Annotated in this window: 14 protein-coding genes and 1 pseudogene; 11 read left to right on the top strand and 4 right to left on the bottom strand. The window is 35.5% G+C overall.

Translation table 11 applies throughout. From position 1 onward, the window contains the following. Positions 1–306: 306 nt before the first annotated feature. The 4 genes and pseudogenes from AC0YN4_RS27690 to AC0YN4_RS27705 form a co-directional block, all read right to left on the bottom strand. Positions 307–420 (bottom strand): annotated as a pseudogene (locus AC0YN4_RS27690) (hypothetical protein); the annotation flags it as partial. Positions 421–1,340: 920 nt separating this feature from the next. Beyond that, positions 1,341–2,120, bottom strand: a complete 780-nt coding sequence (locus AC0YN4_RS27695; protein ID WP_475783952.1) for a hypothetical protein — start codon at positions 2,118–2,120, stop codon at positions 1,341–1,343. Beyond that, positions 2,117–3,667 carry a glycosyltransferase family 4 protein gene (locus AC0YN4_RS27700; protein WP_475783951.1) on the bottom strand — a complete coding sequence of 517 codons (1,551 nt, stop codon included), beginning with the start codon at positions 3,665–3,667 and terminating at the stop codon, positions 2,117–2,119. Before AC0YN4_RS27700 ends, AC0YN4_RS27695 begins: the two co-directional genes overlap by 4 nt. Before the next feature lie 45 nt (positions 3,668–3,712). Then, positions 3,713–6,358 (bottom strand): M16 family metallopeptidase, encoded by a 2,646-nt coding sequence (locus tag AC0YN4_RS27705; protein WP_475783950.1) that lies wholly within the window; start codon positions 6,356–6,358, stop codon positions 3,713–3,715. Positions 6,359–6,590: 232 nt separating this feature from the next. On the opposite strand from AC0YN4_RS27705, the gene AC0YN4_RS27710 reads away from it, so the two are divergent. The 11 genes from AC0YN4_RS27710 (at position 6,591) to AC0YN4_RS27760 (ending at position 26,027) form a co-directional block, all read left to right on the top strand. Then, positions 6,591–6,698 carry a class III lanthipeptide gene (locus AC0YN4_RS27710; protein ID WP_475783949.1) on the top strand — a complete coding sequence of 36 codons (108 nt, stop codon included), beginning with the start codon at positions 6,591–6,593 and terminating at the stop codon, positions 6,696–6,698. Positions 6,699–6,814: 116 nt separating this feature from the next. After that, positions 6,815–9,496: a class III lanthionine synthetase LanKC gene (gene lanKC, locus AC0YN4_RS27715; RefSeq protein WP_475783948.1), complete on the top strand. Its 2,682-nt coding sequence runs from the start codon at positions 6,815–6,817 to the stop codon at positions 9,494–9,496. A gap of 93 nt (positions 9,497–9,589) precedes the next feature. Beyond that, complete coding sequence (locus AC0YN4_RS27720; protein ID WP_475783947.1) at positions 9,590–10,918, top strand: glycosyltransferase; 1,329 nt, start codon at positions 9,590–9,592, stop codon at positions 10,916–10,918. Between the two features lie 27 nt (positions 10,919–10,945). Continuing rightward, positions 10,946–12,238 carry a glycosyltransferase gene (locus tag AC0YN4_RS27725; RefSeq protein ID WP_475783946.1) on the top strand — a complete coding sequence of 431 codons (1,293 nt, stop codon included), beginning with the start codon at positions 10,946–10,948 and terminating at the stop codon, positions 12,236–12,238. Between the two features lie 21 nt (positions 12,239–12,259). Beyond that, positions 12,260–14,041: an ABC transporter ATP-binding protein gene (locus tag AC0YN4_RS27730; RefSeq protein ID WP_475783945.1), complete on the top strand. Its 1,782-nt coding sequence runs from the start codon at positions 12,260–12,262 to the stop codon at positions 14,039–14,041. After that, complete coding sequence (locus AC0YN4_RS27735) at positions 14,031–15,800, top strand: ABC transporter ATP-binding protein (RefSeq protein ID WP_475783944.1); 1,770 nt, start codon at positions 14,031–14,033, stop codon at positions 15,798–15,800. Before AC0YN4_RS27730 ends, AC0YN4_RS27735 begins: the two co-directional genes overlap by 11 nt. Before the next feature lie 29 nt (positions 15,801–15,829). After that, complete coding sequence (locus AC0YN4_RS27740; RefSeq protein WP_475783943.1) at positions 15,830–16,885, top strand: glycosyltransferase; 1,056 nt, start codon at positions 15,830–15,832, stop codon at positions 16,883–16,885. A gap of 49 nt (positions 16,886–16,934) precedes the next feature. Beyond that, positions 16,935–17,702: a class I SAM-dependent methyltransferase gene (locus AC0YN4_RS27745; RefSeq protein WP_475837304.1), complete on the top strand. Its 768-nt coding sequence runs from the start codon at positions 16,935–16,937 to the stop codon at positions 17,700–17,702. 277 nt (positions 17,703–17,979) lie between these two features. Then, positions 17,980–18,255, top strand: coding sequence for a hypothetical protein (locus AC0YN4_RS27750; protein ID WP_475783941.1), 276 nt, complete (start codon positions 17,980–17,982; stop codon positions 18,253–18,255). Positions 18,256–19,172: 917 nt separating this feature from the next. Then, a complete protein-coding gene (locus AC0YN4_RS27755) occupies positions 19,173–20,351 on the top strand; it encodes a fibronectin type III domain-containing protein (protein WP_475783940.1) in 1,179 nt (392 codons plus the stop codon). 36 nt (positions 20,352–20,387) lie between these two features. Next, positions 20,388–26,027, top strand: coding sequence for a S8 family serine peptidase (locus AC0YN4_RS27760; RefSeq protein ID WP_475783939.1), 5,640 nt, complete (start codon positions 20,388–20,390; stop codon positions 26,025–26,027). The last annotated feature ends 2 nt before the right edge of the window (positions 26,028–26,029 follow it).

The following is a 26,029-nucleotide window of genomic DNA, read 5'->3' on the forward strand; positions in this document are numbered from 1 at the left end:
AAAGGCGTGGGGTGAAAGTCGAAGGCGAATTAACGAGGTTTGAAATCGTGTATAAGCCTGATGAGAAAATCCCGATAAGCGTTCTAGTCCAGTTTCCGCCCCAATTCAATAGGCTTTATCTGTGTTCCCAAGTCGTTGGACTTGAGCAGATGAAACCGAAACTCCAACACAGAGTGAAGTCATTGATGAGCGGTGAACTGGAACAGAAGCAGATAACGGCATATTACCGCAGGGAAATCGAGAAACAGATGCGGCAACGTCCGACCATGGACTTCGATAGACTTGCGGAAGAGAAGTGGGAGGATGTCATAACGATACCCTGTGCCATACTTGGCGGCGTAGTGAACAAAGTACCAGTGGCAGTTCATGAAGCTGAATGTCGAGCGTTTTGCAAATTTGTTCCAATGTATCAAAGTAGTAAGCCGCATTAACCTTATCGGAGCAAAGGTGGCTAACTGTACTAGAGCTGGAATTTTATTACGTAAAATTCTAATTTGACGAATTAGAATACCAGAGTGGTATGTCGGAGGCGCTCCGCGAGCTATAGCGTTAATACTTACGAGTCTTTCCTAAAATGTGCAGAGTCTTCTCCTAAATATTCAGAAGAAGCTGCAAGAACTTGATCCGATTCCCGATAAGCAGCCGGTAGGCCGGTAACTTGTTGAACTAAAGAGCAGGATTGCTGAATTAAGGAAATCAATGGAATAGAAAACTCTAATAATCCAGAAAAATGGGGTGCAATAAAACAAAAGATGACCCAACAGCCTTCAAAACCTAAGAAAAAGGGATTTTGGGGGTGGATTTTTGGAGATTGATCATAGAGACAATCAGCTTAAAAAGTTGGTTGTCTTTTGTTTTTAATCTTTCGTACAATAGAAGAGAGGCGGTACATATACATATAACGGTTTTTATGTAAAAAGGTTTTGTGTAAATAAACGGAGTTGCTGCATCGTCAATTTGAGCTCAGATCGGCGGAAATGCAATAAAGGAAGTGTGGGATGCTGGTTTGTCCTATAGTTTTGGCGAAAATGGGAAAGTGAGCCGTGTCTACCCGGGCTGGAAAGAGGTCATCCGTGGTGGAAGCCCTCAGATAGCAGCCAATCGAAAAATGAGATGTAATCCAAGCAATAGTTCAAAAGGGTGTTTGGTGATTTCCTGCATCGTCTTTCGAAGTAGTATTTTTTCATTGATAGACATAAAAATGATGTGTCCTCCGGCGATGGGGAAAGTTAACTCATTCGAGAATAATCCTGGAGTTATTTATGTCGGAGCACGACCAGCGCGAAATGGATAGTAAGTTTATGGATAGTTTAACGTAAGGGATGATAATATAATAGTAATTAAAATGTCGAATTCTTTTTTCTGATTTCTTTATAGTTAACTAAGTCATCAATCCAGTTAATAATATGAATGACCCATTCTTCTGGCTTTAATTGATTGATAATATCATATAATTTGACTGAAAGGTACATTCCTTGTTTTATGAGGTGTTCTCTAACATTATCTTCACTGACCTTACCCTCATAAGACATTAGTGCTTGCAAACAAATATGTGCAGCTCTATAAAAATTATTGTTCTCATTATTAGAATATTTGGATCCAATTACATCATAAATAATAATCTTAGTAATATACCACCAAATACCTCGAATAATTATCCCGTGGTGCATATAAATATTATTTTTAGGTACCCCAAGTGCGATTTTAATTTCATATTCGTTACCATTTTTTTTGTATACTCCGACACGGCCTTTAGTTAAAGACATACTAGGAAGACTTACAGAAACGACCCAAGTTATATTGATTCTATCAGTTAGTGAGGGTATAAGCCTTGAAGGCATTTCCCAAGTATGAGTGTTAGATAGTTTACTAAGGTATAGATTCAATTTATATCTTGCTTCTTCAATGAATATGGGAATTAATTTGCTGTGATCTAGTGGAATTGATGTTGCTAAAACTTCTTGTAAAGGTTGAGATACTTTTGGCATATTATACTCTAATAGTATGTTTTCTAATATATGCGAGTAATCCAGCAGATCATATGCAAAGCTTGTTTTATCGATTTTTGCTGTGTTTATTACTGTATATTCAAACTGAGGTAAGTAAATTGAGCTAATCATAACTGAACCTCCCAATTGAGATTGCTATCTTGAGTTACACCAACTAGCCCTTTTTTTATTAATGATGGGATTATTCTTCTGAAGTGATGAAGATCATTGCCTGATTCGAGAGAGTACCTAGAAAGTAGTTTCAAACAATCAATCTCTTCATTTTCTAAAAAGACTCTTCTTGACCATAACAAGTCCGATGGCATGAAGTAATCCTTTATTATTACACCAGATAGTGATTGATAGTAGTAACTATGAACACTAAATGTTTGTTCAGGTTCATCATGTGAAGCATATGGTTGAATTAAAGTTCTATAGAATGGATCGGCAGCGCTATTGTATTGAGGGAAATGGGGGATAAGCTCATTATTATTTTCAGAGTGATAGCTAAATTTTAAATTATAACTTAAACCGAATGGTGTATAAGAGGGAGTGTGGCATGTTGTTCTTTCTTGACTAATTGCATAATCTATTAATTCCAATAGCTTAGTTTGAAATGTTAATAAAGAATATTCTCTATGAGAGCGAACTGCAGCCATTTCACCAAGTTCTTTTCTAATTCTAGGGGCTCTTATTAATTTAAGTAGAGAAGATATTATCTTTGGAGAATTAAAACGAATTCCATAATCTGTTGGCCATGTATCAGCGGCAAAACCTACAGTATCAATTACAACATCTTTAAGACCTCCCCAGGCAGTACACACAATAGGAACTCCACAACTCATAGCCTCAACCTGCGAAATACCAAAGTTCTCATCGTGATGTAAAGTTAAGTTGAGTAGTATATCGACTGAATTGTAGATTTCAACCAACTGAGAATGCTCTACCCATTGAATAAAGGACACCTTACTGCCGAGTGAATTAATCAAACCCATAATATTTTTTTCTAGATTTGCAGGCCAAATATTAAATTCTTTAAAGGGCACATTGTCAATTTTTCCGACTAAAAGGAGTTTAGTTTTTAGATTAAAATTATTAAGGAATTTAAATAATTCAATTAATGAATGAACATTCTTCTCAAGGCTGATTCTACCTATGTAGCCAATAACTATTTCATCATTTTCAAATCCCCATTTATGTCGCATTTCTTGCTTGGTCATACTATCATATTTTTGAAATATATTCGTATCGATTCCAAAAGGAATGATGCGAATCTGAGGCTGAAATCCGTTAGATTCAATTAATCTTTCGTATATATTCTTATCTGACTCGCAAGTACACCAAATAATATCAAATCTTGACAAAAATGGAATCGAAGCTCTTAGACCTGATGCTCCTCTAGGCAGATCACCTAAAACATTGTAAATTACGATTCCACCCCAGCTGACTTGCTTTAATAATTTAATTACTCTGAAACCGCTCCCTAAATACACTTTACAATGCAATGCATTATTGAGGAGCCAGTCTTTTAAATGAGAATCTGACCAGTGTACCGAATCAGTAGGTAAATATTCGATTGTATATTTCTTTCTAAGTACAATTTCCAAATTTCTAGAAATGTTTTGTACACTGGTACTCTTTTCAGAAGAATAGTGTTTATCTAGTAAAATTGTATACATGATAAAAAGAACCCTTCTTTCAGTAGGAATATGAGCAACTTGAAATCAAATATTAGTTCCTAGAATTGGTTCGTTCCCATTAATACCTTTAGGTCCATTTGTTAAAAGGGCGAGTGAAGAACTATTTAAATAAATATTGGCAGTGTCCAGTAATTGCTTTGAGGAAATTTTATTTAAATCAAGAGGAAGTTGCACTAAATAATTAAGACCTAAATCGTATCGCACACATAAATCTAAATAATAAGCTATAGTACTATTGTTCTCGAATTGAATATGCATATTTCCAATAACAAAAGTTTTTAAAGTCTCAAGTTCTTCATACGGAATTAGCTGCTCTTTTAATTTCTCAATTTCTATATTTATGATTGCAATTGCTTTTTCGGTATTATGATGTCCGACACCTACATTTAATATCCAAGGTGATTGATAGCCCGTGGCATCATAGTAAACATGCTGATAATATGACAGACCGAACTTTTCACGCATCACTCTCCATAATCGTCCGCCTAAATTATAATTTTTTTTGCCTAGAATGTAAGAGAGCAGATCAAGATTCATGAAATCAGAATCGTTTCTTTTTACTCCTGCCCATATATATTTAATATCGGTCAAATTAGAAGCTTGAAACTGATGTTCATAACTGCTTTTCACGGGACTAGCCAATGGAATATTCGGTGGGGTTTTTATTCCATTCCAGTTCATAAAGTTTGAGTTAATAAGTTTAATAGTACTGATAGGTTCTATATCACCAACAACAGTAAATATACATCTATTCGGAAGTAAATCTTTAAAAAAGGTGTTTACATCATTAGAAGTAATGTTATTGAGTGATCTAGTGGAACCTTCAATGTTTCTATTGAGAATATGATCCTGGGGATAAAGTTTTGATATGTGGGGCTTAGTACTATACTTTTTTTCAGCTTTTATCCAATGAAACGTATTATCATCAACATTTGGATTGTTAATGATTTCTGCTAGAAGTTGAATACTTTTAGAAATATCTTCTTTTGTGCAAGTTAAGTTTACCGTTACCAACTCCATATCGCATGTTATGTCAATTTCAATACCATCACAATTAGAAAGTTGTACTTTGGCAGTAGCTATCCTACTCGAAAGAAACGATAGACCTTCTTTCCCAGGAGGGTCAAGTATGGCACCGGCTACAAGTGAAAATCTAACCGAAATTGTTTTACTTAAATAGTTCCTATAAATAATCAATTGCATTCCATTGTCCAAAATAACCAATTGTAGATTTTTTGGATTAATTAAGTCAGGTATATGAACTGGTTTATTAGGTGATCTATGTATTTCAAGGTATTTTGATATGGGTTGAGCTTTACCTATTTTGTTTTCATCTATTGCTGGAGTATATTGGTCAGTTGCATATGAATTTCCGTTCTGGCTTGATATAGATTCGTCTGGTAAGAGAGTGACAATTGATCGGTTCTCGGGAATAAGATATTCTTGAGCAATTCTCATAATATCTTCAGTAGAAATTCCACTAATTATATCCAGGTATTCTTTGAAAGTTCTTGGATAGCCTGAACTAATAATATTTTTAGCAATGTTGATAGATTGAGTAAGGACAGAATCTTCTGCAAACTCAATTTGCTTTTTTACTAGTTCTTTAGAATAAACTAGCTTCGTATAATCAATGAGTTTAATCTTTATTTGCTCTATGTGCTTTAAAATAATATTTTCTGCTGAATAAGAATTGATTTTCGGATCAAATGCACCAGTAACTACAAATAAACTATTACTCTTTGTATGGAGAACTGAGCTTTGTACAAATCTTAACTCTCTATTATGTTTCTCAACTAATTCAAAAAAGAGGCTGGACGTTGCTCCTATTGTACTACGTCCTCTTATAAATGAAGGTGCCCCACTGAGAAGTGTTTTTAATAAATCAAACGCAAATATATCAGGATGGCCATCGCCTGGAATTTTCCAAGCAATAGCGTGATATGCAATTCTAGAAGGAACTTTAATTAAAGAGCGTCTTTCACTAACTTGAATTGGTTCATTGATTCGTTCGACTTGGAGAGGTAGTGGAGGAGCTGGAATGACTTCAAAGTTTTTCACTATCTGTCGTATTACCCTCTCTAAATTAAAATCACCAATAACAACTATTGAAGCATTATCAGGGCGGTAATATTTTTTATAATGGTGTTGCAGTGTAAAAGTGTTAATAGAATTAATATCTGCAACTGAACCGATTGTTAAATTTCTGTACTGTGATTCACGAAAAGCTGTTGACCATAATTCTTCATACAATCTAGATTTTGGGCTATTCATAGCTGCTGCACGTTCAGCTAAAATTACTTGGCGCTCAAGTAAAACTTGGTTATCACTAAAATGTAAATTCTGCATACGATCTGCTTCAATTTTCATTGCAAGTTCAATTTCTCTCGAGGGGAGTAGAGTGTAATAGTACGTATAGTCAAGAGAAGTTAAAGCATCTTGTTGTCCACCAAGATTCCATATACATTCTTGGATAGCTCCTGCAGGGAGTGTTTTGGTACCTTTATACATCATATGTTCTAAAAAATGTGAAATTCCGGAAGAACCTAGTGTTTCTAACCCACTTCCGACTCCGTAACATATTAGGAAACATGCAATTGGTGTTCTATGAGTTTCCGAAATATACACTTTTAAACCATTACTAAGAGAAAACGAACGAAAAGAATCCAATAATTCTCGCTCCCTTTTTTGCATTTCCTTATCATCAAATGATGGGATGAAGGATCATATTGTATGAAATAATAAGAATTTACAATCATTGTAGTATGATAGTCAAGTAGGAATATCTCATCTTTAGTAAAATTTAATAAAAAAAGGAAGTATACTTAATTGTTGACACTATATTTCCAATTGCTTACAATGGTTTTGCGGGAAGGGGTGCGAAAAAGGAGGTGAGGCTTAAATGACGAAAATTCTGGCTCTGCAAATGTTGGAAGAGAGAGAAGACCTTGGAACGGATTTTGTTCAAAGTTGTTCATCATGCAATACCAATAGCTGCAATACTGTCTAGATGAATAATTTCTTTTTTTGAAAGCGCTTTACGTACCCTCCCCCCTTCCGATTATTTTATGAAATACTAATATTTTCACTAGTAGCTTTCTTTATACATAAGGAGGGATATTTTTCATGGACAGGAAGTATCACTTACAATATACCTTTGTAAACAAGGAATGGTATGAATCATTTGATTCGTACAGACCTACGAATGAAATGTTTGAAATTGTACAATCTACCCTCCCAGAAGGATGGAAAATACTGAGGAGGGGGATGTGGTTCCAAGTGCTACCGCCTGAGTTTGACTTAGTTGTACAGGGGTGGAAGATTCATATTTCAGCAAGGCCAGACAACTGTGTAAGCATTCTCTCGCGTGTATCAAAAATATGTTTCCGAGAGTCTGTCCCTTATAAATTTACCCTGGATCGACAAATGGTGACGAGAATGACATCAAAAGGATGGGGGAGGGAATCCGGAGGTAAAATAATTACTATCTATCCTAAAAATGATCAACATTTTCAAGAATTAGTAACCCAATTAGGGGAGGAACTCAAAGACTTTGTTGGACCGCACATTCTTTCCGACAAAAGGTTCCCTGGTTCGAGTGTAGTTCATTATCGCTATGGTGGCATTTCTGGAGAATCGGTGCTAACTGTTAAAGGTACCAGGCAATATGTTTTGAATACTCCAGATAATAGGCAGATTCTTGATGAACGGTTACCCTTTTGGAATCCTCCGTATTGGGTGACAGATCCTTTTCCAGACGAACCAGAAGAAAACGATCTTTCATTGTTATTGAACCAGGGAAGGTATGAAGTACATACATCATTAAATTACTCACTTAACGGTGGTGTTTATTTTGCTACAGATCTTGATACAGGGGCTTCGGTGGTAATAAAAGAGGCTCGTCCTCATACAGGTATCGATGAGTATGGTCAAGATGCGACTGATAGGCTTAAGAAAGAGTATCGAATACTTACCAAACTAGCAAATACAGGAGTAACACCTAAACCAATTGATCTCTTTTGGGAATGGGAACACTTATTTTTAGTAGAAGAATTCTGTCCTGGTACTACTCTCGGGCAGTTTGCAATAAAAGAAAGTCCATTTATTAAAAATAGTAGTTCGTTAGATGAAAGAGAAGGATTTCTAAAATCCGTAGTAAAAATATGGGCTAACCTAGCTGCTGCAATCAAAGAGATTCACAAAAGAAATATAATCCTTGGCGATATTTCTTTACTTAATATAATTTTAACTAACATAGAATTTGGAACGGTAAAGCTTATAGATTTTGAAGCAGCTTGGGAGATAGATGTTGATAAACCATTGAGTAATTTCGGTACTCCAGGCTTTACACCGACAACTCGTGAATTTGATTTTAAAGATGATATATATTCGCTAGGTGCAGTCTTCATTGGTATGATTGGACCATCAAATGTTAACTTATCGCAACTAGACAAATCAGTAACTCAAGATTTGGTTGAAATTGGTGGACAAGACTTGGGCATTCCAGAGGAATTGCGAAAGCTAATTTTAAGCTGCAATAGGGAGAAGCCTGAGGAAAGACCAGATATTTCATATATAATTGAGGAATTAAGCAAAAGTTATAATTTGGAAATGACAACAAGTTTTGCAAATTCACATGAGACAATAGAATTGTCTGATGCTATAGATGCTTGTATCACCTATATTTATGATGTGGCAGATTATAATCAAAAATTTAGATTATTTCCGGCGGATCCTCTTGTTTTTGTAACTAACCCAAATAGCATTGCACACGGTGCAGCAGGTGTGGCTTATGCGTTATCTAAATTAGTGTCAGAAGTACCTAAAGAGATTATCAATTGGATTCTGTCCAAGCCAATTGATAATAGCACATACCCGCCAGGCCTTTATATTGGATCATCTGGTGTCGCTTGGAGCCTATGGGAAGCAGGATACAAAGAAGAGTCTCTGAAAATTATGCGGGAAAGTCATAGTCATACCTTACTATTCAAAACTGCTGATATTTATTATGGGGCTGCAGGATATGGATTAACATGTCTCTTTTTTTATTTGCAAACCGGTGAACAGGAGTGGTTGGATAAAGCTGTTCAAATTGGTGATAGATTAGTAAACACAAAAATTACTGATAGAGAAGTTAGCTATTGGAGAGACGCTGAAGGTCGAACACAGCTCGGCTATGCATTAGGTTCCTCTGGTGTTGGTTTATTTTTGTTATACCTCAATTTAGTTACGGGTATTGAAAAAGTATTGGTTGTTGCAAAAGAAGCTTTAGAACATGATTTGTCGCATTTAATCAAATTGCCAAATGTTGCAATGAGTATGCCGCGTGGTCCTATTGGTACACAGGGGATGAAAGTATTATCACACTATTGGATAGAAGGGAGTGCAGGTGTAGGCACTTCACTTGTACGCTTTTGGAAAGTAACTAATGACAAGCGATACTTAGATATTCTTAAAGAGTTATCCCTTGATAGTTTTAGGAAATACACCTCGACGCCGGGGCTATTCAGAGGCCTATCAGGACTTGGGAACTTTCTACTAGATATGTATAAACATACACAAGATAAAACTTACCTAGACCAAGCAAATCGAGTTGGAAACAGTGTAGCGCGTTTTGGTATTAAGCGCGATAATGGATTAGTATTCCCAGGAGAGCAAGCTCTTCGTTTGTCGACGGATTTCGGAACTGGCTCTGCAGGGATAGCATTATTTCTGCATCGATTAATTAAGGCAGAACAAGAACAAGGATCTGAAAACTTTAATTTCACATTAGATAGTCTTATTTTTGAAAAATCAATTAGTGTATAAGCTTCAAGGAAAGGTACAGTAATTTAACTCGGTTAATACCGGGTCATAGTATTGTACCTATTTTATTATTAATAAAACCGGAGTGAATTTATTATGAAGGTGTCCGTAATAATACCGACTTATAATAGATCTGACTTGTTAAAGCGAACTTTACTTTGCTTAAAAAATCAGAACATATCATCGTCTGAGTTTGAGGTTATCATCTGTGATGACGGATCAAGTGATGATTCAAAGGCAATCACCTGTTCGTTTGAGAGTCAATTAGATATAAGATATTGTTACCAATCTGATAAAGGTTTTAAGGCCGGAAGTGCTCGGAATATGGGAATACTATTAGCTAAAAATGATATTTGTGTTTTTTTAGATACAGGTATCATAGTTGGTACCGAATTAATATCAAATATAATAAATTTTCACAATGAGAATAATACAACAGTTTGTATAGGCAATGTTCATGGGATGAATCAAAAAAATCCAAATCATCCTGTGGCTCGTTATTTAGAGCAGATCGCGGGTTCAGAAACACCTGAAAAATGCATGGGAACTAAGTTATTAGCTGCGTATCCGGACTCAAGATTATCTCGATTCGAATTCTATAACAATAATCTATGTCTTTCTCCAGCACCTTGGGCATACTTTTGGACATGTTTGGTCTCTGTTGAGAGAAAAATATTATTAGAAGTTGGCTTATTTGATGAGTCATTTGTAGGGTGGGGGCATGAAGATGTTGAACTCGGATATCGATTGTGGAAATCTCGTGTTAAGTTTCGATCGGATAGAAGAATTCGAGCACTTCATTTGCCGCATGAGCAATTCGAACCAATAAAATTAACAAATAAGTCAAATCTAGTAAAGTTCTATAAAAAGCATCAGGCATTTTCAATTGAAGTAATGCTTATGTGTAACCACTTGCCATATGATTTTGAAGATATTATAAAAGAGATAACTGATGGTGCTAGAGCTATCCCTGAAGATTACAATTTTGGAGGTTTATATTCCAACTTTCTAACAAACTTCCCTAGGCCATTTATGGTTACTGGTTGTATGTCTAGTTCGTTTGCAAATAAAATTGAAGCAGAAACACTATTAACTGTTAAGCAAGAACTTGTTGAAGAACTGAGCGTCTTTCCCAATGAACAGCAACGAGTAGCGTTGAGATTAGGTTTATTGAATTTTTGTGATGATAAATATTACGGTACAGTCCTTATAACGGACATATGGAAGGTTCTTCTTACTGAAATCCTGGAATCTCTACTTAAAGAGATGCTGCGTATTGCAAAAATAGTATTGGTAATTGATAGCCAAGATATAGAATTTGATTCTAGCAACAATAATAAGTTAACAATCGAGAAGTTTTACAACTTGCAAGAAATCACTAATGTTAACAATTTGAAAATCTATAGTTTGCAGCTTAAAGAATAGAGATTCCTATTTATAAGGAGGCCCCTCGTGAAAGTCAGTGTAGTAATAATTTCGAACGGTCAAGCCCACCTATTAAAACGGACTCTACTTTGTTTATCGAGACAAACAAAGTTAAATGATCATTTATTTGAGGTAATAATAATCGCTGGCAGGCAACATTCCAATTTGGATGACACTCTATCTACTTTTAATCAGGAATTAATAATTCGATACTCAATTATTAGTAACTCTCAAACTGCAAGTATGAAAAACAAAGGGATAGAGTTATGTCGCCACGAAATATGCCTATTTATTGAAGAGGGAATTATTGTACCAGTCACTTTAATTGAGGATGTAATTAAGCGTCACAAGTCAAGTAACAATAAGGTCTTTGTAGGATTCTTATATGGTTTGTACCAACCAGAAAACCATCCATTTACAAACATTATTAATAATAGCTTTTATAATGAAAATCCTGAAATAGTGTTTAATCACCCTTTGCTGATGGCATATGGTGATAATAGACTTTCACAATTTAGAATTGTAAGTAAAGATTTACCGGATAGAGAATCATTGAAATGGATGTTGGTAAATTCATCATTATTATCAATTGAAGTTAAACTTTTTAATGAAATTGGATTTTTTGATGAGAACTTTCAAGGTAATGGATTAGAAGATTCTGAGCTCGGATATAGGATATTAAATTATGGAGTTGAAATTGAGATAGAAACACGGCAGGATATTCGTGGATTAGTCCTGATGAACTCTCAAAAGGAGAAAAGAATTCCCTATAAGGATCGTACTTGGTTTGTTGAGAAACATAGGACAATGTTAGTGGAATTGTTCTGCCTTCCAACACAACATTATGTAATTTCCTTGTACAAACATTTCTATAATGAGTTTCCAAAAATATCTATCGACTATGATTGTTTTATAAATGTTTTTCCTGAGTTATTAAGTGGGAAAAATATGATAGTAGGATGTACGTCACGTGACCTTTTTAGAAGATACCAATCAATAGATATCATGTCTTTAGTTAGTGGCGAGGAGACCCCCTCTGTAAGTCATAGAGTTGGATTTTATTCTAACGCTAAAAATTTTGAATACGATTTTTTGATTGTTACGGATTTATGGAAATTAGTACCGATAAGCTTACTTCCAATTTTCTTTGAAGAAATGTTAAGAATTTCAAAGAAAGTATATTTAACTGATACCAGGTCAGTTAAAATTCGGGATACTTTATTACCCACTATACCAGAAAATTATTACTTGGACAGGTTTCAACTATTTGTAAAGAAATCAAATCAAATAAGTACGTTCTACGAATTACATAAAAATTAATGTAGTGAGGTGGTGAGAATTGTGAGCAATTATCAAGATCACTCACAGTCAGGTAGTTTCTATATATTCATTAAATTAGCTAAATGGGTACGTAGCTATTGGATACGATACTGTATTTTAGCTATGATAACAGTTTTATCTGCATTGATTCCTGTTGGTAATGCAGAAGCATTACGTCGATTATTTAATGCAGTTTATGAAAAATCTTTAACTCAACTTTGGTCGTCTACGTACTTTTATATTTTTGTATTTTTAGTAAGTCTTTTACTTGAAATCGGGAGAGGTTGGTTTTCGCAGAGTTTGTCAAATAAATCAACTTTAGATCTCCAGTTGCAGGTTTTGAGACGCTTATTTACATTAAATCTACTAGATTTTAATAAATGGCACACAGGCGATAAAATTCAGAGAATTAATCAATCAGCTGTTTCTTCTCAAGAAGGTGTTAATAAACAGATACCAAAACTAATTGAGCGAATATGTTCCATTGTATTTTTGCTTGCTTATCTAACAATAATTTCATGGGAATTGTTAGTTGGTTCTTTAGTAATAGCAATCATTATCCCACTTTTAAGTAATTTATTAGCGAAACCAATTCGAAATTGGCAATCCAAGACAAATATATCTCAAGCACTTCAAGATATACAGCTGCAAGATCAAATGCAGGCACCTGAAGTTATACGCGTATTTAATCTTGGCGAGAGATTTATTAAAAAGTGGAGGTCTCAAGTTAAATTAACTCATAAAGGTAGAACGATAATTCAATTGTTACAAAATTCGTCAGATCTGATAGTTTATATTGGATACTACATTGGAGTCGTTTATATATTTGGAGCGGGGGCTTGGCTAATTAGTCAAGGGAAAATAGAAATTGGAGTAGTAGCTGCATTTCTAATAACCTTCGAACAGTTACTATATCCTATTTTTTATTTGATAAATACATGGACTTCTGTTCAGGACTCACTTGCACACGCAGGACGTGTATTTGACATGGTAGATCCCACTGTGAAAAAAGTGGATTTTGAAGAAATGGGATATCTCCCGTCAAATGGCGATCTAGTATTTGATAATGTTTCATTTAAATATAGTCAGGAACAAAAAGTGTTGAATAATTTATCAGTTGTAGTTAAAGCTGGGTGCACTACAGCACTTGTGGGAGCCAGTGGTGGTGGAAAAAGTACCATACTTAAACTAGCTCTAGGATTATACACACCACAAGAAGGGAAGATCCGATTTGGGGAAACAATTCTTGAAACGAATAATTTAGGTAGTTGGAGGAAGAATGTGGCTTACGTTCCACAAAATACTGCACTTTTAGATTCCTCTGTTTTCGATAATATTCGAGTAGGTCGATTAGAAGCAACTCTTGATGAAGTAGTTGTAGCTGCTAAATTAGCATCCGCTCATGATTTTATTGAATTGCTTCCGGATAAATACGATACTCAAATTGGCGAAGGGGGATATCGACTATCTGGAGGTGAACGACAAAGACTGTCACTTGCACGTGCATTTCTACGCAATCCAAAGGTGTTGTTTCTAGATGAACCAACAGCTTCACTCGACAACTTAAATGAACGAGCAATGCAGGATACACTTAAAAAATTAATGAAAGATAGAACAGTATTAATAGTTGCGCACCGTTTATCAACGATTCGGGACGCAGATATAATTATTGTAATTGAAGAAGATGGGATTGTAGAGTCTGGGACGCATGAACAGTTAGTAAAGCTTAACGGAAGGTACTCTCAATTAGTCAGTATTGATACAGAGGAGAAAATCAGAATGGAGAAAAAGGATGAACAATAGTAGTTATACTCAACCAGAATTAATTCAAGTTATTCGCTTTCTTTGGGATCGGATGGGTTCAAGAAGAACAATTTTTACTATTGGAATGATAATTAATTTATCTCAAGCTGTATCAATGATGCTAGATCCACTATTCGTAAGTACAATAATAAATAAACTCGAGACTGGTGAATACAAGGCTATTCCTACATTACTAGTTGTATTTATTATAATATTTTTTATTCTAGCAATCCTAACCCTTATAAGCGAGTACATTAAGCTTACAACAATATTTGAATTAAATACTAACATCATGACAGAGCTTGTAGATGTTACACATAATTTACCTTTAGAGAATGTTCAGACAATACATTCTTCGGACATTGTTCAACGAATTACAGTAGATACCCCTAAGACAACATCGAGTATCTCATTATTATTAGGGAATTTGGTTGACCAAGTAGTGATGTTAGTACTTGCAGCAGTATATCTCCTATGGGTAAATTGGAAAATTGCATTGTGTATTTTAGCCGTTTCGCCATTAATGTTATTATCGAGTTACTTACTTCGCAAAAAATTAAATACAATTGGATGGAGAATATCAAATCAGGAATCAATACTACGAAAGATACAGCAAGATTCATTGCAAAGTATGGATATGATTCGTGCTTTTGGAGTTTATCATTGGATACTAAGTCGTTTCGAAATTGAGAGGAAAAAGCTAAACGCTCTTTATACAACACGAATGTGGTTGTACCAATTAATCTCATTATTTACGACAACGCTTTCAAACTTAATGATAATTGGGACTATATTGGTAATTGGATACATGTATATTAATAAGTCACTTGCTCTTGGGTCCATGGTTATTTACTTCACACTTATATGGAGAGTAAACAGTCCACTCCAAAATATTGGAGGAATCTGGGGTCAAATTCATGAATCATTAGGCTCATCCTCTAGGATTTTTTCAATATTACATGCTAATAAAGAACCAAAATCATCTGATGTAACTTCATCAAATACAGATGATTTTGAGATCGCACTAAGTAAAGTTAACTTTACTTATGAAAACAAATTAGATATTGATAATAGTGCAAGTCTAAATGATGTAAGTCTACAAATACGAAAGGGTGCTTTTATTGCAGTTACAGGGCCAAGTGGCTCAGGAAAGTCTACACTTGGAAAGATATTATCGGGGTTGTTGTTTCCAAAAGAGGGAAGCGTTTTGATAAGAGGATTTAACCCACTTGACGATGCTAAAAGCGCAAGAAATTTGGTGACATATGTCCCACAAAGCCCTACATTGTTTACGGGTACTATTAGAGAAAACTTAAAGCTTGGAGATAATAATATTAATGATAATTCAATGATCAAAGCAGCCCGTTTGGCTCAGATACATGATTTCATTGAACAATTAGAAGATGGATATGATACGTCTATTCAAGAACAAGGTAATTCTCTATCTGGAGGGCAGAGACAAAGGCTAGCAATAGCTCGTGCGCTATTAATTAACCGTCCAATTTGGATCTTTGACGAGGCTACATCTGCTCTAGACACTGATACTGAACATGCTGTAATGAAAGCCATTCTTGATGAAGCTAAAGAACTTGAAAGAACGGTGATTGTAATTGCACATCGAATCAAATCAATTAAAAATGCAGATACTATTATTGTGATGGAAAATGGATGTATCATTCAGCAGGGTAACCATTTTGAATTACTAGAAGAAAATAAATCACTATATCATCAACTGTGGGGGTATTTGCCCGGTGCATAAAAAACTGAATATATATTGAGGTGAGATTTATGAATATTGTTTTTTTTATAGAGAAAGTCTCTGGAAGAGGAGGAATGGAAACATCGATTACATTAATTTACAAGGAACTATCGAAAAAAAATAAAGTAAATATTATTCTAATTGAGGAATCTGATGATTCGTATTGGGAAAGAAGTTTAAACACAATAAATATGAATCAAAAATTCTTTTTTCATTTGATTCCGAATTATGTTAATACTTTTTCGAAAGAATTACTCAAGTTGGAACCTGTAGATTTTATTATCACGCTAGGAACAGCAGCAACAAAAATTGCAAAATTAGCTACCATACAATTATCATCAAAAGCATTTGTTGTAAGTTGGCTTCATTTAAATCTACAAACCTACCAAGGATCTTTGAAGTATCTAACTTTTGCTGATGGCCATTTGTCTTTAAGTGAAGGGGGAAAAAAAGATGTAGAATTATACTCTGAGGGGAAAATTGTAATAAATATACATAATCCAGTTGACCTTACACACTCACAAAAGGTATTACGATCTAAAACTCCGAAATTTCTTTTTTTAGGTAGGTTGGAAAAAATAAAAAGAATCGATAATATTCTCTTGGCTTTTTCAAAACTAAATAACTATAATTTTGAATTGCATATATTTGGTGATGGTAATGAATTTAGAATATTAAAAGAGCTTTCCTTACAATTAGGTATTGAAAATAATATCACTTGGCATGGTTGGAAGATAAATCCTTGGGATTTTGTTCAAGAGTGTACAGCATTGATACTATCGTCTGAATCTGAGTCTTTCGGATTAGTCCTTATTGAAGCATTATCACGGGGAATACCAGTAATATCAAGTGATTGCCTTCATGGTCCGCGTGAAATAGTAAATGAGTTAAATGGCTGGTTATACAATCGAGATAACCTAAATGAACTCAGCTATTTATTGAAACGAATTATTCATGATGAAATTGCTCTGCCATCGCCTGAAATGTGTATGCAATCTGTTGCGAAATATTCAATTGAAAATATTTCAACAATTTTCGAAAGTGCTTTATATGACATAGCAAAACAGTACCAGAACAGATTATGACGTTGTCATAATTAATTATATAGAAAGAGAGAATAATTAAAAATTAACAATGAAAGGGAAGGTTGTAAGTATGTCTGAGAAAAATCAAATTGATATCGAATTTATGAGAAATGTATATAATAAAAAAAGTGTTGTTGATACTTACACAGAGGTTGTAGAAACGGTGGGATTATGGAATTCTGAAGAAATTATGGCATTAAAATATTTCAATTTTAATGATAAAATTATTGATCTTGCATGTGGTGCAGGTAGAAGTACTTTTGGCTTATATCATAAAGGGTATACATCAATAGAAGGGATAGATCTTTCAGATAGATTAATTGAAAATGGACAGAAATACGCTCAAGAATTAAATGTAGATATTAAATTTAATCAAGGGGATATGCTTGATTTGAAATACCCTAATGATTCATTTGATGGTGCGTTTATCTCTAACTGTGGCATTATGCTTATTCCAGGTAAATTTAATCGAATTTCTGCGTTGAAGGAAATTTACCGTGTTTTAAAACCTAATAGCTATTTAATTTTTGTCACTCCAGAAGATCGTGATATTGTTGGAAAGGATTGGTGGGATGAACAAGGGAGGTTGTGGGATGAAGGTCAACGGGATAATAGGTTAATTGATTTCGGTGATAGAATATTTTATGAAGGTAATACACTTACATTCGGTCATTTCCCAAGTAATGAAGAAATAGCTAAATGTATAACTGAAGCGAAGTTTACATTCTGTGAATCTATTCAAAGACTTGAAATATGCAATGAACCAATAATTTGTAGTATGGATCTTCTAAGATTCTGGGTTGTTCAAAAAAAATAATGTAGTTGTATTGCAAGACCAGGCGTTGGGATTATTAAATTTTTGCAGTATATCGCCGATTCATTGTATTTTCACTTTCTACATTTGTTACGCTCTATGTATTCTTGAGCGTACCACCCTATAATCGAAAAGCGAATAGCATTAATCTTTCTCTACGGGAAGCCAATTAAGTTTGAAAAAAGCATAACGCCGGGCTGGTGCACTTAAATCGCAGGTTCAAGGAAATTCCAATCTGTAATATGATAAGTTTAGGCTGATCTTAAAGGAGATGTGGAAAATGAACTCAGCGATTTGGGTGAATTTCGATAAGCCAACTCGATATGTAAAAGTTCATCGATCTGGTTGTACTTGGGAGAAATCCAAGGAAGCGACAACCTATAAAGGCATCCGGGAGGATCGCCGGGATGGAGGATGGTTTGATTTTCCTGATATCAATGCTGCGGTCGAATTCCATACGTCTATTGAACGTGGAAACTACACACTATGGTTTTGCCAGCACTGCTGCAAGGACGTGATCAATTCTTCCATTGTTCCCGAAACAACAGTTAGATAGTTCCCGAAACTGCCATTGTGAGCAAGTAGATTGTCGAACGTTGGTTAACGAGGTACCAAAAAAACCTCAACGAAACCGCGGAAAACGTAGGAATAACTTTAAAGCCGATTTTTTTAGTATGAGTTTGCAGCGCGGATTCTCCCCAAGAGGTCCGCCGCCACTATTCAACTAAAGGGCAGAATATTGAGTAAACGAAGGAGATTTGCTTTTAATAGCACATAATCTAAGATAAAACAATCGATCAAAATACAGCTGCCGGCATTCGGCAGCTGTATTTTGAAAAGTCACTGGAATAAAGCTGCCGGATTAACCGGCAGCTTTATTGTCGAGTGACAAGAACATATACGCTTAAGAAGCCGCTAACTACGGCTTTTTTCTTTTTAACGATATATGTTCTTGTCAAAAGCCAGTGACAAGAACATATATCGTTAGCCGACATGGACAAGAACATGTATTGTTAACCGCGAAAAATGCTTCTCAATGAGATGGTCCTTTGAAGTGTGTAATGATATGAACCTCATAGTCGCGTGGAACAAAGTTCATCCCTTCGTCACACATCTAATTTCGGAGTAGAGTCGGTCTTTCTAACGGAACGGGTCCGTTTAGCCAGTTTTTCAGATTATTAATGATTGCTTGACCATGATTGAGATAAAAGAGGCTTTATTCTCTTCTCTCCTCACAAATTCAACCAAAAATATGATTCATATATTAGAAGCTATTTATCATAACAATTTTTACATTATACATAAATAATCCCAATAACTATAATTAGAATTTAATTGGACAAAATCCAATTTGGTAAGTAATAAATTCTTATAAGGAGGTATAACTTCATATTTCGAAGTACATTTATTATTGTTTTTTAAGTGAGAGAGTGTATGTAACTGTTTAGAAAAATACAAAGGAGACTTTACAAAATGACAACTCTAGAGAAGATCCGTAGTTATATAATGGGGGGGAATGTTTTGATGCATATTGTCCAAAAAAAGGGATTAAAATCAATTATCACATTAATTTTGATGACAGTCATTTGTATTACATTTTTATCAAGCAGCGGAGCCATGGCAGATGGTATGGAAACATTAGCGATTACATCACCACCGGACATATCAGTGGATTACAACACAACTCCTACAAATCAAACACCGCTTACAATTAATATATCTGCATCTTCCAATGCACAAGATGGCGATATAGTAGACACTATTGGCCTAGCGCTAGGTGTTTACACTACATCCACATTTCCTTCAAGTGCCATGATTACAGCTACTAATAATGGTGGCAACGATGGCTATGCAACATTCACAATTAATCAAAATGGTACTTACACAGCCTTTGCATCTGATGTTAAATCTTCCGTATATGTCTTTACGGTCACCAACATTGATGTAATACCTCCTACCACACCAACCAATCTTTTAAGCCCCAATACAACCAATAATACCGTTGACTTAAGCTGGTCATCGGCATCTGATGCCACTTCAGGGTTAGCAGGATACGATATCTATCGTGGTTCAACATTAATTGGTTCTACGAATCAAAATAACACAAACTATACTGTAGTTAACTTAACGTCAAATTCACCATACATCTTTTCAATAAAATCTAAAGACAAAGCAGGGAATATGTCCTCTAGCAGTAACGCTATTAATGTTACAACAAGACAGGATATCATTCCAGTATTAGAAACAGGCGATACAGTTGATTCAGCATATAGCACAAGTTTGGAACAATCATACTCATCTTTAATCAATTCAGCATCTGACGTGGATTTTTATAAATTTACGGCACCAACTAGTGGAGTCGATAAGCTTTCGTTAGGAGTGCCTGTAGATAGAAATTACGATGTATATATTTATGACGCTTCAATGGATATTATAGCTGCCGGCCTACATAAATCGGGGTTAAATGAAAGTGTGTTGGTCCAGTTAAGTGCAGGCAATACCTATTATATTAAGGTTTCAGGTGCTAGTGGTGATAACTCTTCTACGCCTTATTTATTAACATTATCCCAAACTGTTCTTAAATACCAAACGAACTATCAATATGATTCCAATGGTAACTTGAAGAATAAAATTACAACAGTTATCAGCTAGAAAGATAATTGATACTAGAAATCGGGAGGTAATTCAGTGCATCAGTCACTTAAAAAATACTTCAACATCCTTCTTGCGATATGTTTGTTACTTACACTGTTTCCAATTTACTCGGAGCAATTTGCAAGTGCTACAAAAGCAATATCTGATTCAGATCCATATATTATTAAATTTAAGGATAAGAAAAAAGGGGAGCAGTTTTTAAAAAGCAAAAAGAAATCCATAAACAAAAATCTTAAACATCTGCAAATGCTAGAAACAACGCTATCACTAGCTGAGGTAGACAGTTTTCGAAAAGATAAAAACGTAGTCTTTATTGAACAGGATTATCCAATAACTATGTCAGCAGATTCCATTAATTCTGACTTAACACAGATCCGTGTTGAGGAAGCCCAAAAAAAGGGTTTGTCAGGTGCTGGTGTGAAGGTAGCCATTATGGACACCGGAATTAGTGCTCAAAATCCAGATTTATGGGTGCTCGGAGGAGCTTCTTTTGTTCCCACGGAAACATCTTATGTGGATACGAATGGACATGGCACAATGGTCGCAGGTATTTTAGCTGCGATAAGAAACAATGTTGGTATTCTTGGTGTGGCTCCAAGTGTTGATCTCTATTCATTGAAAGTGTTAGATGAAGACGGTAGTGGTTCTTATAGTCAAGTCATAGAAGCTTTGGAATGGGCAATTGATCACCAAATCGATATTATCTCAATGTCATTTGGCGGAAATGAACTTTCTCTTGCTTTGCAGGAGGCTATTCAGTCGGCACATGACAACGGAATATTATTAATCGCTGCAACTGGAAACGATGGCAGTAACGTGGTGAAATATCCAGCTAAATTCCCATCTGTAATTGCAGTTGGCGCAGTAGATGAACAAAATCAGTTAGCTAGTTTCTCCAATACAGGTAGTGAGGTGGATTTAGTAGCACCTGGGGTAAATATACCTTGTCTGACACTTACTGAAGGTGTAAAGTTCGCAAGCGGTACATCATTATCTGCACCCCATGTAGCAGGTGTAGCTGCACTGGTTAAACAACTTCATCCGGATTATACGAACGATGAAATTCGTCAAGTACTGATTCAGTCAGCTCAAACATTTGGTAGTGCTGATCAGTTCGGATACGGATTGCTGGATGCGTCAGCAGCTGTGAATTCAAAACCTATATCTGGGAGAATAACAAATCAAATAGTTCATTCTGAACAGTCATTAAAACAAATAGATGAGCTAATAAACACATATGGTGTGACTGAGCAATTTATTGAAGATCAGTTAAACGTAGGTTATACCTTGAAAAGTGTGGCAGATGCACTTCAATACCAGAAAGATCACGGTGTTAGTTTTAAGGAAGCAATAGCATATGTTTCTCCTGCAATTATTAATAATTCAGCATCAGCAAAAAGCGAGATTACAAGTGATTATGGCAATGAGGCAATTGATACTACACCGAATAAAGCTTACGTGACAGCCCAGGTTGTCGATACAGAAGCGTTAAACAATATTACGATCAGACCAAATCATTCATTATTTTCAGTCGAGACAGATAATGAGAGTATTTCTACACTGTCTGGCGATCTATCTTTGTCCTACACGGACTTTACATTGCCGGGGCGTGGAGGAATGTCATTCTCTTTGATTCGCAGTTATAGCAGTGGTGAATCACAGTTCAACGAACCAGACACAAGTAATCCTAACCTGATGCCTTACAATGAGAAAATGTTTCCAATTGGTAAAGGCTGGAGCTGGAATATACCATCTATTGAAATTAAGAATGGCTCGAAATATCTCCATCTTGGAAACGAGGGTACTTATCTAATTAATGGGAGTACGTTAAGCGGTCATCCGTGGAGCGATCTTACCTTTTTACCAGATACCAGTGTCACAGTGAATGGTAGTACCTCCTCATATGTATTAAAAACACTAGATGGAGTAAAAAAATATTTTAATTCCAATGGTCAACTTTTGCAGATATCTAATTTTTATAGTAACAACGCGATTCAGTTCTATTACTCACAAAATGCAATTTATGGCCGTCAGTTATTAAGCAGCATAAAAGATGCGCTAGGTAACACTCTATCGATTACATACACCTCTTCAAGTGTTGTACTTTCAAATGGTACAAAGAGCTTTACGCTCAATAAAACATTGCAAAATGGGAAAGAACTCCTCACATCTACTGTTGATCCAGTAGGTCGGACCACTACTTTTAGTTATAATATTGCTGCTGCTAGCTATAACCTGGTAGGCACTACTCCTAACGTAAGCGATCCCTTTGCACTACTGACAAGTATTGTTCATCCTACAGGTGCAAGATCCATTTATACCTATGAGACCAACCCAGTAAAAAGATATTTGGGGACCTCGTCAGTAAATCAGGCATACCGGATTAGTTCCCGCAAAAACAATATCACATATGCAAGTCAAGCAACTGATACATTTAACGTCATTAATTATACTTATATCAGTGATATGGGGAGCCAATATGGTGCTACTTTTAATTTTTCTAGTGTAATAACCGATGGACGTAAGGCTACAACATATACTAATAAACAACAATATATCGACAGTAATACAGCTCCAGCATTCTATAATACTACAATTGCCACTAGCTTACCTGGTTATAATATAGTACGTACAACGACAATGACCTATGATGAAATTCATCGGTACCCGATACCATTGTCGACATCGATACAAAGTAAAAATACCGTGACACAAGCGACTTCACCGACTGTAACTACAAGTCAAACTCTGGATATATATGGAAACGTACTGACTAGCACAAATGCCTTAAACGTGACTGTATCCAATACTTACGATCCTACAACACACTGGTTAACCTCAACCAGCAAGCCTGTTAGTGCGAACCAAACTCAATACATTACTTACGATCGAAGCATAGCAGGGAATTCTATGGTGACTCAGACAACGATTAGGGAAAGCAACTTAAGTGGTGCAATATTGAAGCGAGTGGCGTCTGAAAATATTGATGCATATGGTAATCCGCAAACAATCAGACTGAGCGATACCGGACGAGATATACTTGTTCAACTCGAATACAATTCTACCTACTTAAATGCTTTCCCAACGAAACAAACAATTAAGGTGAAAGATGCAGATAACAATCTGAGCAGCATTATTAGGAATTATGAATACGACACAAAATCAGGTTTGCTAACAAAGTTTACTGATGGAAAAAGTAATGTTTATTCCTATCAGTATGATAAATTAGACAGGATTAAACAAACAACATTTCCAGATTTAAACTTCATCAAGGTTGATTATGATGACCCTAATAATCAATTCAAGGTGACTGACGAATCAGGTGTGCAGGAAGTTACCGCGTTCACTCCTCTTGGCTGGCTTTCTGAATCATACATTATTGACGGATCTATTAAACATAAATATATTAAAACGTCATATGACCTATATGGACGAGTTTCGAATGTAGCGGATTCAGTCGGAACAACTACATTTAGTTACGATGCCTGGGATCGTCAACTTTCAATAACGAGTGCAGATGGCGGTATTTTGAAAACGGAGTACGATGATATCAATAACAAAAAGACTATAATCGACGCAGAGAATACGATGTTACTCGAAACATACGATAAACTCGGCCGATTGATAAAAAAAGAGGAGGTTTATTCAGATCCAAGTAAAACCAAAACAATTGGTGCATATACCTATGATAATGTTAATAAACTTACTACAGAAACAGATGGACGAGCTTTTGTTACTACCTATGGATATAATGCGTTAGAGGAATTAACGAGCGTCTTAAATCCAAAAAAGGAAACGACATCATATGTCTACAGTTTGAATGGGGATTTAACACAAATCACCTACGCAGATGGCAGTACAATGCAAAAAAAATATGACGAACTAGGGCGACTTATTCAAACCATGGATCAAAAAGGACTTATTGAAAAGTTCTTTTATGATGCGAATGATAATATCATCAAACAAATTGATCGTAATAATCAGATGGTAACGTTTGATTATTATAGTCGAGATTGGCTGTGGCACAAGGTAAGTAGTGATGAAACGATCACTTTCACATATGATACTGCAGGCAGACGTAAGTCAATGAATGATCAGACCGGTATAACATCGTATGATTATTTTGATAACACAAAACATTTAAAGAAAATTACGTTGCCTGATACTCTATACCTTGAATTTCAATATGATAATCAGGGCAAAAGAAAACAGTTAATTGATCCGTTTGGACAGATACTTTATTACAGCTACAACAATATGCACCAACTTAAAGATGTAAGTACAGTTCAAACTCCTACATCTTCAGATTATGAAGCTCAATATCAATATTACAAAAATGGACTAATGAAGCAGATTCAACAAAGAAATGGCATAAAGACTTCATTTATGTATGACCATGGTAGGTTAACGAATCTGACTCATAAGTTATCAAATGAAGCTGTAGTTAATGATTATTCATATATTTATGATGAGAATGCTAATTTGAAATCTCGGTCAGATAAAGACAAAACAAACTCGTATAATTATGATCCTTTGAATCGGATTTTAACTAACGATCAGTTTGGTGAGACGTATGACTATGACAGTCGAGGGAATCGAATTACGTATCAAAATGATACAAGTTTCGATCTGTCAGATTCATTTTATACTTATGATAAGCAGAATAGATTAACGATTGCCTCCACATCTGTAGGGAATAATGTGCAGTATAAGTATAACGGAGATGGACTGTTGTACGAACGGATCGAGAATGGACTGACTACACGCTTTTATTATGATGACGCCAATGTTATCGCGGTAGCGACTATTATCAATGGTGTACCACAACTTAAGGCTAGATATCTTCGTGGAAACTCAGACTTAATTGCACGTCAAGACACTTCAGGTAATAGATCATATTATCTGAAAAATGGCCACTCTGATATTGTGGAGATACGAGATAATAATGCGGTAAAGCTGAATAGTTACACGTATGACATTTGGGGAAATCCGTTAACAGTAAGCGAAACAGTTGAAAATCCTTTCCGCTATTCTGGAGAGATCTGGGATGAAGTTACATCATTGCAATATCTGAGAGCTAGATGGTATGATCCTAGTACTGGACGGTTTATAAATGAGGATACGTATCAAGGGGATTTCAAGAATCCGCTCACTTTGAACTTGTATACGTATGTAGAGAATAACCCATTAATTTCTACCGATCCAAGTGGCCATTGTCCTAGTGTCAATAGTGCTCCGCGATGCGGTGGGTATGCAGGTGGTAATGTTGTTCCTAGTGTTGGTGGTGCTGGTAGTGCTGCTAGTTATTCAAGTGCAGGTAGATCTACGGTACCTGTTATACCATATCAAGTGGGTAGGGCTAATGAGCTTAAAGCAGCCTCTCGACCATATGATGGGCTTGACATTCATCATATTCCTCAACAAAAACCAGCATCTCAAGTAATTAAGGATTATAATAGTAAAAAGGCCCCCTCAATTGTTTTACCGGAAAAGGAGCATAAAGCTATACCTACTCAAAAAGGTGCGTACAATGGTGAACCGAGAGATTTACTTGCAAAAGATATTCGGGATTTAAGGAACTACACTAACACACCAAATAATTCTTTAAAACAGATAGTTCAGTCAACCAAAGAAGCTTACCCATCAGCATATATGAAAAATTTCTTGAGGTGATA

The sequence above is a fragment of the Paenibacillus sp. J22R3 genome (assembly GCF_056269305.1).

Coding starts and splice junctions, on each gene's coding strand:
- AC0YN4_RS27695 (WP_475783952.1), bottom strand. CDS start 2,120: ATGATTAGCTCAATTTACTTACCTCAGTTTGAATATACAGTAATAAAC.
- AC0YN4_RS27745 (WP_475837304.1), top strand. CDS start 16,935: ATGAAAGGGAAGGTTGTAAGTATGTCTGAGAAAAATCAAATTGATATC.
- AC0YN4_RS27710 (WP_475783949.1), top strand. CDS start 6,591: ATGACGAAAATTCTGGCTCTGCAAATGTTGGAAGAGAGAGAAGACCTT.
- AC0YN4_RS27750 (WP_475783941.1), top strand. CDS start 17,980: ATGAACTCAGCGATTTGGGTGAATTTCGATAAGCCAACTCGATATGTA.
- AC0YN4_RS27720 (WP_475783947.1), top strand. CDS start 9,590: ATGAAGGTGTCCGTAATAATACCGACTTATAATAGATCTGACTTGTTA.
- AC0YN4_RS27740 (WP_475783943.1), top strand. CDS start 15,830: ATGAATATTGTTTTTTTTATAGAGAAAGTCTCTGGAAGAGGAGGAATG.
- AC0YN4_RS27735 (WP_475783944.1), top strand. CDS start 14,031: ATGAACAATAGTAGTTATACTCAACCAGAATTAATTCAAGTTATTCGC.
- lanKC (WP_475783948.1), top strand. CDS start 6,815: ATGGACAGGAAGTATCACTTACAATATACCTTTGTAAACAAGGAATGG.
- AC0YN4_RS27700 (WP_475783951.1), bottom strand. CDS start 3,667: ATGTATACAATTTTACTAGATAAACACTATTCTTCTGAAAAGAGTACC.
- AC0YN4_RS27755 (WP_475783940.1), top strand. CDS start 19,173: ATGACAACTCTAGAGAAGATCCGTAGTTATATAATGGGGGGGAATGTT.